Genomic DNA, 18,436 nt, shown 5'->3' with positions numbered 1-18,436 from the left:
GCGCGACTGTCCAACTGGTGGCCCGCCTCCTAGGCGGGCGCTCTCGCGCACACCCACTCCCGTGGCCGCCTCACACCGAGGCGGCCACGAGTGTGTTCGGGCCAGGTCGCTCCGGTGCGGTGGACCACCAGACCGGAAGGAATTCCCGTGCTGCTGGACCGCATCCTCGTCGCCGACCCGCCGCCCTTCGCCCTGCTGCGCCGCGAGGGCGGTGCGGTGGAGGTGCTGCTCGGCGAGGTCGTGACCCTCGCCGAGCTGGGCGAGATCCCCTTGTCGGACAAGGAAGTGCTGGCGATCGTGCCGTACCGGCAGATCACCGAGCGCGGCTTCGAGTTCGTGGAGGACCAGGCCCCGCTGCTGGCCCTGCTGGTGTCCGAACGCGACACCGTGCCCGTGGACCAGGTGCTGGACCGCGTGGCCGACCTGCCCTTCGAACTGGTCGACGCGGGCTTCGACCTGAGCGACCAGGCGTACGCGGAGGTCGTGCGCAAGGTGCTGGCCGAGGAGATCGGCCACGGGGCGGGCGCCAACTTCGTGATCAAACGCGAGTACACCGCGCGCATACCCGGCTACACCCCCGCGACCGCACTGGCGGTGTTCCGCAGGCTGCTGCTCGGTGAGCGGGGTGCCTACTGGACCTTCCTGGTCAACACCGGCGAGCGGACCTTCGTCGGCGCCACCCCGGAACGGCACGTCAGCCTCGACGAGGGCACCGTGGTGATGAACCCGATCAGCGGCACCTACCGGCACCCGGACGGGCGACCGGACCGCGACCGGTTGCTGGACTTCCTCGGTGACGGCAAGGAGACCGACGAGCTCTACATGGTCGTGGACGAGGAGCTGAAGATGATGGCCGACGTCTGCGACCTGGGCGGTCGCGTGCTCGGGCCGTACCTGAAGCAGATGTCCCGGCTGACCCACACCGAGTACCTGCTGTCCGGGCAGACCTCGCTGGACGCCAGGGAAGTGTTGCGCCGCACCATGTTCGCCGCGACCGTGACGGGCAGCCCGCTGGAGAGCGCCTGCCGGGTGATCGCCCGCTACGAGCAGCGCGGGCGCGGCTACTACAGCGGGGTCATCGCGCTGATCGGCCCACACGGGTCCACTGTGGACGCACCAATCCTCATCCGTACCGCCGAGATCGCACGTGACGGCTCGCTGCGCGTCGGGGTCGGCGCCACGCTGGTGCGCAACTCGGTGCCGGACAACGAGGTCGCCGAGACCCATGCCAAGGCCGCCGGGGTACTCGCCGCGCTGCACGGCCGATCCGGTTCCGGCCCCGCGGTCCAGTCCTTCGCCGAGGACGAGCAGGTGCGGCAGGCGCTGGCCGCCCGCAACGGCACGCTGGCCCGGTTCTGGCTGGACAGCCACCAGTCGCTACCCACCCCGCTGGCGGGTCGGCGGGCGCTGGTCGTGGACGCCGAGGACACGTTCACCGCCATGTTGCGGCACATGCTGCGCACGCTGGGGCTGGCGGTCACCACCGTGCGGTACGACGCGGACCCGGACCTCGACGGCTACGACCTGGTCGTCGCAGGTCCGGGTCCAGGCGACCCGCGTGAGGTCACCGACCCGAAGATGGCCGCCATGCGGGCGATCGTGGACCGTACGCTCCACAGTGGACAGCCGCTGCTGGCGGTCTGCCTCGGCCACCAGGTGCTGTGCTCGCTGCTGGGCTTCGAGCTGGTGCGCAAGGAGCTGCCGTACCAGGGCGTGCAGCGGGAGGTCGACCTGTTCGGGGCGCAACACCGGGTCGGCTTCTACAGCACGTTCGTGGCCCTGGCCGGAGCCGACGCGTTCGGTGACGTGGCGGTGAGCCGGGACGCCGTCAGCGGTGAGGTGCACGCGCTGCGCGGTCCTCGGTTCGCCTCCACCCAGTTCCACCCCGAGTCGGTGCTCACCGAACACGGCATCGACCTGCTGACCAAGCTGGTGCTCGGCATCCTGCCGTAACGGGGCACTTGCCCGCGGGGCGGGAGATGCGCTGAGATGGGTCTGCCGCCGCCGGGCCCAGAAGGGACACCCATGCGCGCCTCCCGCCTCGCGACGGCGAGTCTGCTGATCGTCGCGACCGCCTTGAGCACGCCAGCCCCCGCCACCGCGGCACCCGCCGACGGCCAGTACTACCTGCAGAGCGCCGACACCGGGCTGAACGCCGCCGACAGCGGTGGCACCATCGCCGCCCACCGCCCCAAGGGCAACGAGGACCACCAGCAGTGGGTGCTCCGCAGCAGCGGGGACACCGTGACCCTCAGCAACGCCGACGAGAGCAACGCCTGCCTGGGGCGCAGCGGGGGCAAGGCCGTGCGCCTGGCCTGCGACAGCCCCGACGCGCGGTGGACCCTCGCCGAGGGCTACACCCTGCGCGCGCCCGGCACCGACTCCTACCTGCGCGCCGACCTGACGCTGGGCGCCGCCGCCCGCTGGTACCTCACCCCGGTCACCGCCCGCACCGCACCGATGCCCGCGGACCCGCGCCTGGACCAGGTCACCTTCCTGACCGCGCACAACGCCTTCGCCAACGGGGTGGACGGCGGGTTCGCGCCGCCGTTCGTCAACCTGTTCCCCAACCAGAACCGCGGCATCAGCCAGCAGCTCGCCGACGGGGTGCGCGGCTTCATGATGGACATCTACCAGACCCCCGACGGGGCCATCCTGTGCCACACCAGTTGCACGCTGGTGAGCAAGCCGGTGGCCCTGTGGGTGGACGTGCAGCGGGTCGTCGACTTCCTGCGCCAGCACCCGGACCAGTTCGTGACGATCTTCCTCGAGGACTACGTCGACGCCGCCCTGCTGCGCTCCGAGCTCGCCCGCGTGAACGGGCTCGCCGACCTGCTGTACCGCCCCGACCGCACCGGGGTCCGCCAGAACGGCTGGCCAACCCTGTCCTCCCTGGTGGCCGCCAACCAGCGGCTGATGATCTTCACCGACCACGACCGCGGCAGCGACTCGGTGGCCCGCGACAGCTTCGGCGTGATGTACCAGCGCGAGTGGACCGTCGAGAACTACTGGTCCATGGGTTCCGGGGTCGGCAACTCCGACTGGTCCTGCTACAGCCGGTGGTCCGAGATCCCGCTGACCGCCGACCAGTCCCCGTTCCACCCGCTGTTCGTCATGAACCACTTCCGCGACACGCCCATGAGCGGCACCATCAGCACCGACAACGGCAAGCTGCTCGACCGCGCCCAACGCTTCTGCCAGCCCGCCGCCCGCAAGAAGCCCACCTACCTCGCCGTGGACCGCTACGACCTCAGCAACCCCATGTCCGCCGTCACCGCCCTGAACGGCTACCTCTACACGCCCTGAGGAGTGCCATGAAAGTGCCGTTCGTGGCGTTAGACGCCAGGAACGGCACTTTCATGGCATCGGCTCGCGTCAGAGCTCGTTCACGGCCGCCGGACCACCGTGGTCACCGGCCCCTCGTGGGTGAGGCCCGCGCCGTGCAGCCAGCCGTCGAGCTGCTGCTGGACCCGGCCCAGGGTGGGTCGGCGGTTGGGGTCCTTGTCCAGCGAGGCCATGAGCAGGCGCCGGTGCACGGAGCGCTCGGGCAGTCGGTTGCAGGGCTCGCCGTTGGCGGCGGCCATCAGCGCGGCCATGGGGTTGTCACGGCTGCCGCGCGGGGGGTGGCCGGTGAGGGCGTAGCTGACGGTGGCGGCGAGCTGCCAGGCGTCGGAGGCGGGGCTGGCCTGCTCACCCCGAGCGACCTCGGGGGCGAGGAAGTCGGGGGTGCCCATCATCATGCCGGTGGCGGTCAGGGTGCTGTCCCCGCGCCGCCTTGCCAGGCCGAAGTCGATCAGGTGCGCGGTGCCGGACTGGTCGATGATGACGTTGGACGGCTTGAGGTCGCGGTGCAGCACGGACTTCTCGTGCGCGGCGCCCAGCGCACCGGCCATGGTCACCCACAGCCGGGCGGCGGCCACGTCGTCGACCAGGCCGTTGTCGTGCAGGGCCTGGGCGAGCGAGGGCCCCTCGACGTACTCCATGACGATCGCGAGGCCGTCGGCGTCCTCGAGGATGTCGTAGACGCGCACGCAGTGCGGGTGCCGGACGGCGGCCAGCGCGCGGGCCTCGCGCAACATGCGCTGCTCGCTGTCCGGGTCGGTGGCGTGCGCGATCTTGATGGCCACCTTGCGGCCCAGGCTCGCGTCCATGGCCAGCCACACCTTGCCGAAGCCGCCCTGGCCGAGCTGGCGGATGCGGCGGAACCGCCCGCCGAAGGAGTCCCCGGTGGCGTCGAACTTGGTGGGCGCGTCCAGGTTGGCGGTGGTCGTGGGCGTCACCGGCTTGTCCCGCATCCAGGGCAGCGGCCCAGGCGTGTCGGCGAGCCCAGCCAGCGGCGCGGCGGCACTGGCAGCGGCCACGGGCGGCAGGGCGGGCCGGGGCTGGGGCGGGGGCTGTTGGCGCACGGGCTGGGGCTGGGGCGCCTGCTCGTACACCCTGGTCGGCGGGTTGGGCCGGGGCGGGGGCTGCTGCGCGAGCGGGCGCTGGGTCTGGGCGGGCGGCGGCTGGTGCTGCTGGACCTGTGACCGCGGCTGCGAGGGCTGCGCGGCCGGGGTGTGGGCGGACTGGTGCGCCTGGTGCGACTGCTGCGGGGCGGCGGCGGGCGCGGGGTGCAGCACGGCGTCGCTGGGGGTGCCGACGGCCTTGACCACGAGCACGCCCAGCGCGCTGACCGGCAGGAAGCCGAGCCAGAGCAGGCCGGTGACCCCTGCGGACAACTCCGCGGTGAGCAGGGCGAAGGCGAGGAACGGCGCGTAGTACAGGCGTGCGGGCCAGCGGGCACCCCCGCGGAACGCCTGCTTGGCCTGGCGGGTGATCCAGAACAGCACGAACGCGGGCACGACGACCAGCGCGGCGATGGACACCCAGCGCACCGGGGCGGACTCGTAGCTGGTGATGGCCAGGCCGACTCTGGGCGAGCCGCCGAGCAACTGGTTCTGGCTGGGCAGCACGAAGCAGGTGTGCTCGGTGAGCGAGCCGACCCCGGACATGCCCAGGCTGGTGCCGCCCGCGGCGAGGGTCCGGAACACCTGACTGGCGCCGCCGAACAGCCAGAACGGCAGCAGGAAGTTGCCCAGCACGCCCAGTCCGATGAACACGGCGATCGTGCCCAGGGTGTACCGGTTACCACTGACCTTCCGGATCAGGGCGACGACGATCGCGGTCACGACCGGCAGCAGGGCGATCACGCCTCCTGCCGCGGCCGTGGTCCACAGCCAGTCGCCGGGGCAGATCCCGAGCCCGAACACGCCGTGCAGCCCGGACAGGAGCCTCCCGACCAGAGCGACGACACCATCCACGACGCCAGACTATTGCAATCGGGCCGGTGCCCGGCGGCGTTGCCGACTACCGCCGGGCGAGTGTCCTGATCATGGATTTGGTTGCTGGGACGCTCACCACGTCACGCCAGATACGTGAGTGAGGTCACAGTCGGCGACGGCCCCGGCGCCTGCGCCCGGCCAGCACCAGCAGCGCGCCCGCGAACAGCAGGAACAGGGCGCTGACCAGGCCGACCGTCACGTCGGCACCCGTGCTGGCCAGCCCGGGCCGCTCGGGCAGCACTGGCGGCGGCGGTACCGGACGCGGGCTGACCGGCGTGTTCGTGCCGCAGTCCGGCCCGGGGCAGTTGCCGCCCGGGGTGTCCGAGGTCACCACGTTGACCAGCGCGCGGTCCCCGGCGGCGGTCACCAGCACCGAGTACGTGACCACGGCCTGCCCGCCGACCGGCAGGTCACCGGTCCAGGCCAGCTTCGGCGCGGTGTAGCCGACCGTGCCGATGGTGGCCTTGGCGTCCCCGTTGTACGTGGCGTCGTCGAGCACGGCGGTCAGGTCATCGCTGAACGAAGCGTGCAGCAAGGTTTGCCCGATGTTCGTGACCGTGACCGTGTACGTCACGGTGTCGCCCGCGGTCGCCCGCGCCTTGTCCACGGTCTTGACCAGCTTCACGCCGCCGACCGGGGTCGTGGTGGCGCAGTCCGGCCCGGGGCAGTTCCATCCACTGACGGTGTTGACCAGTTTGTGGTCCCCGTTGCCGGTGACCTTGACCGAGTACGTGATCACTGCCTGCGCGCCGATCGGCAGCGAGCCGGTCCAGGTGAGCTTCGGCGCGGCGTAGTCCACCGCGCCGACCGTGGCCTTGGCATCGGCGTTGTAGGTCGCGTCGTCGAGGACCCCGGACAGGTCGTCGGTGAACGAGGCGTTGTCCTGCACTGTCTGGCCGGTGTTGGTCACCTGCACCGTGTACGTCACGAGGTCGCCGGGATTGGCCTGCTGCTGGCTCGCCCGCTTGACGATCTTCAGCCCGGCGACGGGCGTGCTGGTGCCGCACCGCGGGTCGGGGCAGTTGCCGCCCGGGGTCTGGGAGGTCACCGCGTTGGTCAGCACGTGGTCACCGGCCCCGGTGACCTGCACCGAGTACGTGACCACCGCCTGTTCGCCGACCGGCAGCACCCCGTTCCACAGCAGCTTCGGCGCCACGTAGCGGGCAGCGCCGATCGTGGCCTTGGCGTCCCCGGTGTACGTCGCGTCGTCCAGCACCCCGGACAGGTCGTCAGTGAACGAGGCGTTCAGCACGGTCTGGCCGGTGTTCGTGACCGTGACGGTGTAGACCACCAGGTCACCGGGCTTGGCCTGCTGCTGGCTCACGGTCTTGCTGATCCGCAGGCCCGGCAGCAGGGTCTCCGTCGAGCAGTCGGGACCTGGGCAGTTGTTGCCCGGCGTGTCGGAGACGACCGTGTTGCTCAGCTTGTGATCGCCCGCCGCGGTGACCTGCACCGAGTACGTCACCAGGGCTTCGGCACCGATCGACAGCGAACCGGTCCACGACAGTTTCGGCGCCGTGTAGGAGACCGTGCCGACCGTGGCCTTGGCATCGGCGTTGTACGTGGCATCGTCGATGACGTTGGTCAGGTCGTCGGTGAAAGACGCGTCCTGCACGGTCTGGCCCGTGTTGGTCACCGTCACGGTGTAGGTCACGGTGTCACCCGGCTTGGCCTCGGCGGAGCTGGCCTTCTTCACGATGCGCAGACCGGACACCGGCGTGGTGGTACCGCACTTGCCGTCCGCGCAGTTGTTGCCCGGCGTGTCGGACACGACGGTGTTGGTGAGCTTGTGGTCCCCGTTGCCGGTGACCTGCACCGAGTACGTCACCACGGCTTGAGCCCCGACCGGCAGCGTGCCGGTCCAGGTGAGTTTCGGTGCGGCGTAGGACGTTGTACCAACCGTGGCCTTCGCGTCAGCGTTGAACACGGCATCATCGATGACGTTGGTCAGATCGTCGGTGAACGAGGCGTTCTGCGCGGTCTGACCCGTGTTGCGGACGGTGACGGTGTAGGTGATCGTGTCGCCGGGATTGGCCTGCGCGGCGCTCGCGGTCTTGGTGATCTGCAAGCCGGGCAACAGGGTTTGGGTTGCGCAGTCCGGTCCGGGGCAGTTGTTGCCCGGTGTGTCGGAGACAACCGCGTTGCTGAGCTTGTGATCACCAGCCCCCGTCACGCGAACCGAGTATGTGATCACCGCCTGCGCGCCGATCAGCAGCGAGCCGGTCCAGGTGAGTTTCGGTGCGGCGTAAGACGTTGCACCGACCGTGGCCTTGGCATCGGCGTTGTACGTGGCATCATCGATGACGTTGGTCAGGTCGTCGGTGAAAGACGCGTCCTGCACGGTCTGACCGGTGTTGGACACCGTCACGGTGTAGGTCACGGTGTCACCCGGCTTGGCCTCAGCGGAGCTGGCCTTCTTCACGATGCGCAGACCGGACACCGGCGTGGTGGTGGAATTCCCGCCGGTCACGGAGTTGACCAGCTTGTGGTCCCCGGCCCCGGTCACCAGCACCGAGTACGTGACGACGGACTTGGCGCCGATCGGCAGTGTGCCGTTCCACGACAACTTTGGCGCCGCATAGGAGATCGTGCCGACCGTGGCCTTGCCGTCGGCGTTGTACGTGGCATCGTCCAGCACACCGGACAGGTCATCGGCGAACGAGGCGTCCAGCACGGTCTGGCCCGTATTGGTCACCGTCACGGTGTAGGTCACGGTGTCGCCGGGATTGGCCTGCTTGGCGCTGACCGTCTTCACGATCTCCACACCGGGCAGCGCGACCGTGTTGGTGCAGCGCGGGTCCCCGGACTGCGGGGCGCAGTTGTTGCCCGGGGTGTCGGAGGAGACCACGTTGCGCAGCAGGTGGTCGCCGGTGATCGGCTTGGCGACCGTGACCGTGTACGTGACAGTGGCCGAGGCGCCCACGGGCAGGCTGCCGGTCCAGGACAACTTCGGCGCGGCGTACGAAACCGTGCCGACACTGGCCTTCGCGTCGTTGGTGTACGAGGCGTCATCCAGCACACCGGTCAGGTCGTCGGTGAACGAGGCCGTGGGCAGGTCGATCTGGCCGTCGTTGGTGACCGTGACCGTGTAGGTCACCGGTTGCCCCGGCTCGGCCTGCTGACGGTCGGCGGTCTTGGTGATCACCAGGCCGGGCGCGGGCACCTGGCTGCCGCAGTCGGGGTTCGTGGTGCCCTGCGGGCAGTTCGTGCCCGGCGTGTCGGAGACCACCGAGTTCAGCAGCTTCTTGTCCCCGGTGTCCGGGTCGTGCACGGTCACCGAGTAGGTGATCACCGCTTGGGCACCGATCGGCAGCGAGCCGGTCCAGGACAGCTTCGGCGCGGTGTAGGAAGCGGTGCCGAGGGTGGCGTTGGCATCGTTGTTGTACGAGGCGTCGTCCAGCACGCTGGTGAGGTCGTCGGTGAAGCGTGCGTTGTCCTGCACGGTCTGCCCGGTGTTACGGACGGTCACTGTGTAGGTGATCCGCTCCCCCGGCACGACCTTGTCCTTGTCGGCCTTCTTCACGATGTGCAGACCGGACACCGGGGTCGTGGTGGAGTTTCCCCCGCTGACGGAGTTGACCAACTGGTGGTCCCCGTTCCCGGTCACCTTCACCGAGTACGTGACAACCGACTTGCCGCCAACGGGAATCGAGCCGGACCAGGACAACTTCGGTGCAGTGTAGGAGGTCGTGCCGATCGTGGCCTTGGCATCGGCGTTGTACGTGGCGTCATCCAGGACACCGGTCAGGTCATCGGTGAACGAGGACGCCAGCACGGTCTGGCCCGTGTTCGTGACGGTCACCGTGTAGGTCACCGCGTCGCCGGGGTTCGCCTGGGTCTTGTCCACGGTCTTGACGATCTGCACCCCGGACACGGGAGTCGTGGTGGAGTTGCCCCCGCTGACGGAGTTGATCAGCTTGTGGTCCCCGGCGCCGGTAACCTTGACGGAGTAGGTCACGACCGCCTGCGCGCCGATCGGCAGTGTGCCGGTCCAGGTCAGTTTCGGCGCTGTGTAAGACGTCGTGCCGACCGTGGCCTTGGCATCGGCATTGAACGTGGCATCGTCCAGCACACCGGACAGGTCATCGGTGAACGAGGCGTTGTCCTGCACGGTCTGACCGGTGTTCGTCACGGTGACCGTGTACGTCACGGTGTCGCCGGGATCGGCCTGCGCGGCGCTGACCTTCTTCACGATGCTCAGGCCGGACACCGGAGTTGACGTGGTGCAACTGCCGTCCGCGCAGTTGTTGCCGGGCGTGTCCGAGGTGACGGCATTGGCCAGCTTGTGATCACCATTGCCGGTGACCTTCACGGAGTACGTCACAACCGATTGCGCGCCAACGGGAAGTGTACCGATCCAGGTCAGTTTCGGCGCTGTGTAAGACGTCGTGCCGACCGTGGCCTTGGCATCGGCATTGAACGCGGCATCGTCCAGGACACCCGACAGGTCGTCCGTGAACGACCCGTTCAGCACGGTCTGGCCCGTGTTCGTGACGGTCACCGTGTAGGTCACCGTATCGCCGGGGTTCGCCTGGGTCTTGTCCACGGTCTTGACGATCCGCATACCCGGCAACAGGGTTTGGGTCGAGCAGTCCGGGCCCGGGCAGTTGTTGCCGGGAGTGTCCGAGGTGACGGCATTGGCCAGCTTGTGATCGCCATTGCCGGTGACCTTCACGGAGTAGGTCACGACGGACTGCCCACCGATGGGCAGCGTGCCGGTCCAGGACAACTTCGGTGCGGCATAAGCAACCATGCCGACCGTGGCCTTGGCGTCGGCGTTGTACGTGGCATCGTCGACGACGTTGGTCAGGTCGTCGGCGAACGAGGCGTTCAGCTCGGTCTGACCGGTGTTGGTCACCGTCACGGTGTAGGTCACGGTGTCACCGGGATTGGCCTGCGCGGCGCTGGCCTTCTTCACGATGTGCACGCCGGACACCGGAGTCGTCGTGCTGCACGAGGTGCAGTCGTTGCCGGGCGTGTCCGAGGCGACGGCATTGACCAGCTTGTGATCACCGTTGCCGGTCACGCGAACCGAGTACGTCACGACCGACTTGCCGCCGACCGGGATCGACCCGGTCCAGGTCAACTTCGGTGCGGTGTAGGCAACCGAGCCGAGGGTCGCGGCGCCGTCGGCGTTGTAGGTGGCGTCGTCCAGCACACCGGTCAGGTCGTCGGTGAAGGACGCGTCCTGCACGGTCTGGCCCGTGTTGGTGACGGTCACGGTGTACTTCACGGTGTCGCCGGGGTTCGCCTGGGACTTGTCCACGCTCTTCGCGATGAGCAGACCGGCCACCGGGGTCGTGGTGGTGCAGGTCAGGCAGCTGCCACCGGGACTGACCGGTGTGACCACATTGGACAGTCTGTGGTCTCCGGTGTCGGGCTTGCGCACGGTCACCGAGTACTTGGCCGTGACGGACTGCCCGGCGGGCACCCGGCCGAAGGCGAAGGTCAGCTTCGGTTGCGCGTACTGGGCGTTCGGCGCGGCGTCACCGTTGTACGTGGCGTCGTCCAGCACACCGGTCAGGTCGTCGGTGACGGTGATGTCGGTGACCACCTGGCCGTTGTTGGTGGCGGTCAGCGTGTAGGTGACCTTGTCTCCGGGGTTGGCGGAGGCCTTGTCCACCGACTTGGTCACGGTGTAGCCGGGGCCGGGGATCTTCGTTGTGGCGCAGGCGGAAGCCGGATCGTCAGGGCACTGGTTGCCGGGCGGCACGATGCCGGGCGGCCCACCGGTGCCCCTGGCGCGGTTGACCACCGACTTGCCGATGGCGGCCTCGGTCACCCGCACCTTGACGGTCAGCGTGGCGCTCTCGCCAACGGCCAGGTCGCCGACGGTCCACGTGGTGCCGTTGACCGTGCCCCGCGAGGGCGTCGCGGACAGCAAGGTCGTGCCCTCGGGCAGGGTGTCGCCGAGGACGATGCCCGGCGCCGGGATCGGTCCGTTGTTGGCGGCCCGCACGGTGTAGGTCAACGTGTCCCCGGGCAGGGCGTCCGCCTTGTCCACGGTCTTGGTCAGCTCGTACCGCGGCGAGGTCACGGTGTTGCGCACGGTGTTGCTGGTGCGGAACTGCTCGCGGCCGGTGTCCTTGCCCTTGAAGCGCAGGCCCGCCGTGTTGTCCAGCTTGGTGCCGTCGGCGGCCGCGGGGTCCACGGCCACCTTGAACGCGACCTTCGTGCTGGCGCCGGGCGCGAGGTCGGGTAGTGAGCAGATCACGTTGCGGCCGCTGGAGGTGCACTGCTGGTTGGACCCGGCCACGTAGCTCAGCCCGGTGGGCAGCGTGTCGGTCAGCGACACGGCGGTGGCGGTGTCCAGGTCGTTGGTGCTGCCGTCGGTGTGCCTGTTGGCCACGTCGAAGCTGTAGGTGATCTGGCTGCCCTTGGTGACCCAGCCCGGCGGGCTGTCGCTGGTCGTGCCCACGGGGTCGTTGGCCTTGGTGATCTGCAGGTCGGGCTCGGCGGCGTCGCTCATCAGCCACAGCACCTGCGGGAAGAGGAAGTCGCCGGTGGTGGAGATGTAGGTGTCCAGGGCGGTGGCCCCGGCCGGGATCTTCCCGGTGACGTCGATCGTCCTGGAGTCGTAGCCCTGGTTGTTGCTGCCGTTGGGATCGCGCGTGTCGACGTTGCTCCCGGTGCCGTCGGCGTTCACGGTGTCGATCCGGCTGGCGAAGGCGTTGTTCGCGGTCGGCTGCCCGTCCGGGCCGGGCAGGGACAGCCGCTGGCGCCTGCCGGGGGCGCCGAACTCCAGGTAGTCCCCGCCGATGGTGGCGTCCCCGTCGCCGACGATCACGCCCAGGGTCGCGCTCGGGGTCCGGCTGGACACCGCCTTCACCCCGGACAGCCCGATGTTGACCGCGGTGTTGGACCGGACGTACTGGTAGCCGTCCCACATCTGGAGGTACCGCAGCGGGAGCGAGTCGTCCTCGTAGGCGACCACCAGCGACCAGCCGCCCCAGCAGCCCGGGTTGGTCTGGTTCCGGCAGGCCGGGATGTCGGCCACGGTGTAGGTGCCGCCCGAGGACACCAGGCTCGTCACGTCCTTGACCCCGGCGTGCGCGGTCAGGCTGCCGCCCGCGTTGAAGTAGTCGTAGGTGTCGGCGGTCAGCCGCTGGTAGCCGCCACCCGGCACCTTGAAGGCGACCTGGTTGGCCCGGTTGGCGTCCCCAGGGTTCGGGTTCGGGAAGCCGTTGACCACGCCGCCCGTGCTCAGCTGCCAGTACAGCCGGGCGGTGAGCACCTTGGCCGTGGCGGGCATGGTCAGCTGCGCCGAGGAGGCGGTGCTGCCCGGTGCGCTCGGGTCGGTCTTCACCCAGCGCACCGAGTTCTGCTGGTTGTCAGCGGTGCACGGCTGGGTCGCACAGGTGATCACCGTGTTGGCGGCCGTGGTGATGGCGCCGTGCGCCAACCCGGAGTAGGCCGGGTTCGGGCCGATGGTCCGCTCGGTGCCCAGACCACGGGGCTGGGCCGCGGAAGCGGGAATGCCACCGAGCGAGGCCACCCCCACCAGGAAGGCCACAACCGCGCACACCACACGACGCCCGACCGCACGCTGCTCCACGGTCGGAACATACGTGCGGTCGGGCGGGCCCACCTGCTCAGATCAGCCCGACCCAAGCGCTGACCTGGGAAAATTCCCCCCTTCGGGTGTCAGCCGGGCAGCCGCCAGAGCTGAGCACCGCTCCCGTTGCACTCCCAGATCTGCAACTGCGTGCCGTCGGTGGTGGTGCTGTTCGGGTCGTCCAGGCACTTGCCCGACTGCGGGTTCACCAGCGCACCCGAGCTGGCCTTCCACTTCTGGGCCCCGCTTCCGTTGCAGTCCCACAACTGCACCTTGGTGGCGTTGGCCGTGCCGGAGTTGCTCACGTCCATGCACTTGCCCATGGCCTGCACCGAGCCGTCCCCGGTGAGGAACCAGTGCTGGGCGTTGCTGTTGTTGCAGGACCAGAGCTGGATGTGGGTCTGGTTGCCCACCTCGCTGTGGTCCACGTCGGCGCACTTGCCCGCGATGCCCGAGGGCACCGGACCGTTCGGGTACACCGGCTGGCCGTTGCCCCCGTAGGACGGGGGCGCGGCGGAGTCGCCCGCCGCCCATGCGGTGTTGGGCGAGGTGCCCAGCGCGTAGTCCAGGGTGCCGCCACTGGTGATGATCGAGGGCGGCAGGAAGGCGTTGTTCCAGGCCGACCCGTTCAGCGCCAGCGACTGCACGTACGGGGCGTTGTCCGCGGCCTGCGGTGCATTGATCGTCAGGGACTTGCCGCCGGGCAGGGTGATCACGGCCTGGGTGAACATCGGGCTGCCCAGCGCGAAGTCGGCCGTGCCCGGGGTCATCGGGAACATGCCCAGCGCGGAGAACACGTACCAGGCGCTCATCGTGCCCAGGTCGTCGTTGCCCGCCAACCCGCTCGGCTGGGCGGTCCAGATCTTGTCCTGCACCTGCCGCACGATCTGCTGGGTCCGGTAGGGCTTGCCGATGTAGTCGTACTCCCAGGGCAGTTCGATGCTCGGCTCGTTGCCCAGGTCGGCCTGGCTGCCGCCCGCGCCCTGGAACCCGGCCAGCACGCTGTCCAGGTACTTGCCCAGCTTGTCCTTGCCGCCGAAGGCGTTCGCCAGCCCGGCCACGTTGAACGGCACCATGCCGGTGTACTGCCAGGAGGTGCCCTCCACGAAGTTGTCCTGGCTGCTGGGGTTGAAGCCGCCGCTCCACGACCCGTTGGCGTCCCGGGGCTGCATGAGCCCGCTCGACGGGTTGAACAGCGCGCGCCACTCCTGGGCCCGGTTGGCGAACTTGGCCTGGTTGGCCGTGTCACCGAGCGCGCCCGCGAAGGCCGACAGCGCGAAGTCGGCGGTGTTGTACTCCAGCTGCGTGGACACCGGCCCGTAGAAGTTGCAGCAGTTCCACTGGCCGTTGGTGGGCAGGTAGCCGGGGCTGACCAGGTAGTTCTGCCCGGGGCGCACGTTGTTCTGGGTGTTGCCCTGCTTGAGCATCGCCGCCAGCGCGGTGGCCGTGTCGAAGTCCCGCGCGCCGAAGGCGTGGTAGTCGGCCAGGATCGCGGTACCCGGATCACCCACCATCACGTAGGTCTCACCGTTGTTGAGCGTCCACTTCGGCAACTGCCCGCTCTCCTTGTAGTCGTTGACCATCGACTGGGCGATGTCGCTGACCTGGCGCGGTGCGAGCAGGGCCGAGAGCTGGGCCTGGCTGCGGTAGATGTCCCAGCCGGAGAAGTTCGCGTACTGGGCGTGGCCGGCGGGCACGGTGTGCACCTTGTTGTCGAAGCCCGTGTACTGCCCGTTGACGTCGGAGTACACGTTGGGGTGCAACAGGGAGTGGTACAGCGCGGTGTAGAAGGTCTTCTGCTGCGCGGGGGTCCCGCCGGTGATCGCGATCCGGCCGAGCAGGTCGTTCCACGCCTGGTGCGCGTTGACCCGCACCCCGTCGAAGTCCCAGCCGCCGTTCTCGGTGTCCCGGTTGCCCTGGGCGTTGCCGGTGGACACATAGGAGATGCCGACCTTGGCCTGCACCACCTGGTTGGCGGTCGTGTCGAAGGTGAGGTACTCCCCCGCGGGCCCGGACAGGGCGGGCGCGGCGGCGGGCCGCTGGGGCTGCGGGGCGCCGGGCCTGGTGTGCGGGACCCGCGGGGTCTCGGCGGCGCTGAACGAACCGCTGGTGGTGAACGGCCGGTCGAACTTGGCCGCGAAGTACACCGTGTAGGTCGGGCTCGCCCCACAGAAGTGCCCGGTGGTCACCGATCCGGTGATCTCGGTGTTGCTGACCACGGTCACCGAGGTGTTGCTGACCGGGGTCGCACTGCCCGCCAGCTTGACCAACAGGTTGGCCTGTTTGGTCGCCGGGTACGTGAAACGGGCCATGCCCGAACGCGTTGTGGTGGTCAGTTCAGTGGTTATTCCCGAGGCCAGCTTCACCCGATAGGCCCCGGCATCGGCCTTTTCGTCGGAATGCGAGAACGCGGCGGTCGCCGAACCGTTGACCGAGCCGGTGGTCGGCAGGAACGGAACGTCGCCCATGGCGGCGCAGCCCGGCCCGGCCAGGTGGGTCAGGCTGAATCCGGTGATGCTGGAGTCCTTGTACTCGTAGCCGCCGCCGTCCGGCCTACTCGGGGTGTCCGGGCTCCACTGGACCATGCCGAAGGGCACGTCGGCCCCTGGGAAGTCGTCCGCGGCGTTGCTGGTGCCGATGAACGGGTCCACCAGCGAGGCGGGGTCGGCCACCGGCGCGGCCGAGGCCGCCGGGAGCGGTAACAGGAATCCGAGTGCCGTGGCCGCGGAAATCGCGATCACCGACACGGATCTGGGCAGGGACTTCATCAGATCCTCCCGCGCGTGACATCGCTGTCACCCCCCGTTGCTTCACGAGAGAAGTACCTTTGTGTAACAACCACAAGCACGCGCGGGAAATCTGTCGGATTCAGGACAGCGGGACTGCTCCCTGTGGGTTAACGGGGCGATTTCCAGCTCTGCGCCTTCGTCCCGTTGCAGGCGTGGACCTCCAGCAGGGTGCCGTTGTGTACGGTGGTCCTCGGCGCCTCCAGGCAGCGGCCGGACAGCGCGTTGACCAGTGCCCCGCCCTTCACCTGCCACTGCTGGGCCTTGTTCCCCGCACAGGTGAACAACCGGACCTTGGCCCCCTCGGCACCACCCGAGTCGCCCGCGTCGAGGCACTTGCCCATGGCCTGCAACGAACCGTCCCCCGGCGCGGCCCAGTACTGGGAGGGCACCTTGCCGTTGCAGTCCCAGAGCTGGACCTGCACCCCGTCGGCGACCCCGCTGCCGATCACGTCCGCGCACCTGCCCGAGCCCGCCGAGCTCAGTGCCCCGTGCGGCACGAAGGGCTGGCCGTTGCCGCCGTAGGAGGGCGGGGCCGAGGACGGGTCGCTGGCCCAGGAGGTGTTGGGCGCCTTGCCCAGCGCGAACTCCACGGTGCCGCCCGCGCTGACCGTGGACGCGGGCAGGTAGGCGTTGTTCCAGCGCGCCCCGTTCACGGTCATCGACTGCACGTACGGCGCGTCCGGGGCGGCCTGCGGGGCGTTGATCGTCAGCGTCTTGCCGCCGGGCAGCGAGACCACCGCCTTGGTGAAGACCGGGCTGCCCAGCGCGAGGTCGGCCGTGCCGGGGATCAGCGGGTACATGCCCAGCGCGGAGAACACGTACCAGGCGCTCATCGTGCCCAGATCGTCGTTGCCCGCCAGGCCACCGGGCTGGTCGGTCCAGATGGCGTTCTGCACCTCGCGGACGACCCGCTGCGCCTTGTACGGCTGGCCGACGAAGTCGTACTCCCAGGGCAGGCCGAGGCTGGGCTCGTTGCCCATGTCGGACACCTTGCCGCCGCCGTGGAAGCCCGCCAGCAGGGTGTCCAGGTAGGTGATCAGCTTGTCCCTGCCGCCCAGGGTCTCGGCCAGTCCGCGCACGTTGAACGGGATCATGCCGGTGTACTGCCAGTTCGTGCCCTCGACGAAGTAGTAGTCCTGGTACTTCGGGTCCAGGTCCCAACTACCGTCGGCGGTGCGCGCCTGGATCAGCCCGGTGTCCGGGTCGAACAGGGCACGCCACTGCTGGGCCCGGTTGGCGTAGCGGGTCTGGTTGGCGGTGTCGCCCATGGCACCGGCGAAGGCCGACAGCGCGAAGTCCTGGGTGCTGTACTCCAGCTGCGTGGACACCGGCCCGTAGAAGCTGCAACAGCCCCACTGGCCGTCCGCGGGCAGATAACCGGGACTGGTCAGGTAGTTCTGCCCGGGGCGCGCGTCGTTGGTGGTGCTGGCCTGCTTCACCATCGCGTTGAGCGCGGCCTTGGTGTCGAAGTCCCGCGCCCCGAAGGCGTAGTAGTCGGCCAGGACCGCGGTACCCGGATCGCCCACCATCACGTAGGTCTCACCGTTGTTGAGCGTCCACTTGGGCAGGTGGCCCATCTGGTCGTAGGCGTTGAGCATCGACCTGGCCATGTCGCTGGCCTGCTGGGGCGCGAGCATGGCCGAGAGCTGGGCCTGGCTGCGGTAGATGTCCCAGCCGGAGAAGTTCGCGTACTGCACATGACCCTGCGCCGCGGTGTGCACCTTGTTGTCGAAACCGATGTACTGGCCGTTGACATCGGAGAACACGTTGGGGTGCAACAGGGAGTGGTACAGCGCGGTGTAGAAGACCCGCTGCTGCGAGGCGGTCCCGCCACCGATGCGGACGCGGCCGAGCATGTCGTTCCAGGCCTTGTGCGCGTTGGCGTGCACCCCGTCGAAGTCCCAGGCCCGGTTCTCGGTGTCACGGTTGCCGCGGGCGTTGTCCACCGACACGTAGGACACACCGACCTTGGCCTGCACCACCTGGTTGCCGGTCGTGTCGAAGGTCAGGTACTCGCCCTTCGGGCCGTCCAGCGGCGGGTCCGGCTCCTCGTCCGGCGGTTCGACGCGCGGGGAGAGCTTGGTCAACTCCCCGCTGCCGGTGATCGGCCGGTCGAACCTGGCCGCGAAGTAGATCGTGTACGTGGGGTCGGAGCCGCAGAAGTGGCCGGTGGTCACCGAGCCGGTGACCTCGTTGTCCCCCACCACGTTCACCGTGGTCCTGGTGACGGCGTTGTGGCTGCCCGCCAGCTTCAGCAGCAGGTTGGCCTGCTTGGTGGCCGGGAAGGTGAAGCGCGCCATGCCGGAGCGGGTCGTGGCGGACAGCTCGGTGGTGATGCCCGAGGACAGCTTCACCTTGTAGTAGCCCGCATCCGCCTTCTCCTCGGCGTGCGAGAACGGGGTGATCTCCGTGCCGTCCGGCTTGCCAACGCTGGGCAGGAACGGCACGTCCCCCAGGGTGCCGCAGCCCGCGCCCGCCAGGTGGTTGAGGCTGAACCCGGTGATGCCGGTGTCGTTGTACTCGTAGCCACCGCTGCCCGGTCGGTGCGGGGTGTCCGGGCTCCACTGCACCATGCCGAAGGGCACGTCCGCGCCGGGGAAGTCGGCGGCGAAGTTCGTGGTGCCGATGAACGGGTCCACGACCGAGGCCGGGTCGGCGACCAGTGGCTGCCCCTGCGCCGCGGCGGCCGGTGTGACGGGTGTCAGCAGTCCGGCGGTGGTGGCCGCCGCCGTGGCGGCCACCACCAGCGCGCTGCGCAACGACATCAGGTT

At 69.2% G+C, this 18,436-nt stretch carries 6 protein-coding genes; 2 read left to right on the top strand and 4 right to left on the bottom strand.

From position 1 onward, the window contains the following. Positions 1-147: 147 nt before the first annotated feature. Both KALB_RS10100 and KALB_RS10095 read left to right on the top strand, forming a co-directional pair. Positions 148-1,953: an anthranilate synthase family protein gene (locus KALB_RS10100; protein ID WP_236650212.1), complete on the top strand. Its 1,806-nt coding sequence runs from the start codon at positions 148-150 to the stop codon at positions 1,951-1,953. 72 nt (positions 1,954-2,025) lie between these two features. Further along, on the top strand, positions 2,026-3,306 hold the full coding sequence (locus tag KALB_RS10095; protein WP_025355599.1) for a phosphoinositide-specific phospholipase C-related protein: 1,281 nt from the start codon (positions 2,026-2,028) through the stop codon (positions 3,304-3,306). An 80-nt stretch (positions 3,307-3,386) separates the two neighbouring features. Here KALB_RS10095 and KALB_RS10090 read toward each other — a convergent pair whose 3' ends face one another. The 4 genes from KALB_RS10090 to KALB_RS10075 form a co-directional block, all read right to left on the bottom strand. Continuing rightward, entirely contained in the window at positions 3,387-5,300 is a 1,914-nt protein-coding gene (locus KALB_RS10090) for a serine/threonine-protein kinase (RefSeq protein WP_042220309.1), read from the bottom strand. 124 nt (positions 5,301-5,424) lie between these two features. Further along, positions 5,425-12,876, bottom strand: a complete 7,452-nt coding sequence (locus KALB_RS10085; protein WP_052360445.1) for a DUF7927 domain-containing protein — start codon at positions 12,874-12,876, stop codon at positions 5,425-5,427. 89 nt (positions 12,877-12,965) lie between these two features. Beyond that, positions 12,966-15,644, bottom strand: a complete 2,679-nt coding sequence (locus KALB_RS10080) for a lectin (RefSeq protein ID WP_025355597.1) — start codon at positions 15,642-15,644, stop codon at positions 12,966-12,968. 128 nt (positions 15,645-15,772) lie between these two features. Further along, a complete protein-coding gene (locus tag KALB_RS10075) occupies positions 15,773-18,430 on the bottom strand; it encodes a lectin (RefSeq protein ID WP_025355596.1) in 2,658 nt (885 codons plus the stop codon). Positions 18,431-18,436: the final 6 nt, after the last annotated feature.

Source organism: Kutzneria viridogrisea DSM 43870, assembly GCF_000525635.1.
Taxonomy (GTDB): Bacteria; Actinomycetota; Actinomycetes; order Mycobacteriales; family Pseudonocardiaceae; genus Kutzneria; species Kutzneria viridogrisea.
Note: the sequence above shows the minus strand (reverse complement) of the source record. Positions and strands in the feature narration are given on the sequence as shown.

Excerpts from the sequence above, each read along its gene's own strand:
- KALB_RS10095 (WP_025355599.1), top strand. The coding sequence starts at position 2,026 with ATGCGCGCCTCCCGCCTCGCGACGGCGAGTCTGCTGATCGTCGCGACC.
- KALB_RS10080 (WP_025355597.1), bottom strand. The coding sequence starts at position 15,644 with ATGAAGTCCCTGCCCAGATCCGTGTCGGTGATCGCGATTTCCGCGGCC.
- KALB_RS10075 (WP_025355596.1), bottom strand. The coding sequence starts at position 18,430 with ATGTCGTTGCGCAGCGCGCTGGTGGTGGCCGCCACGGCGGCGGCCACC.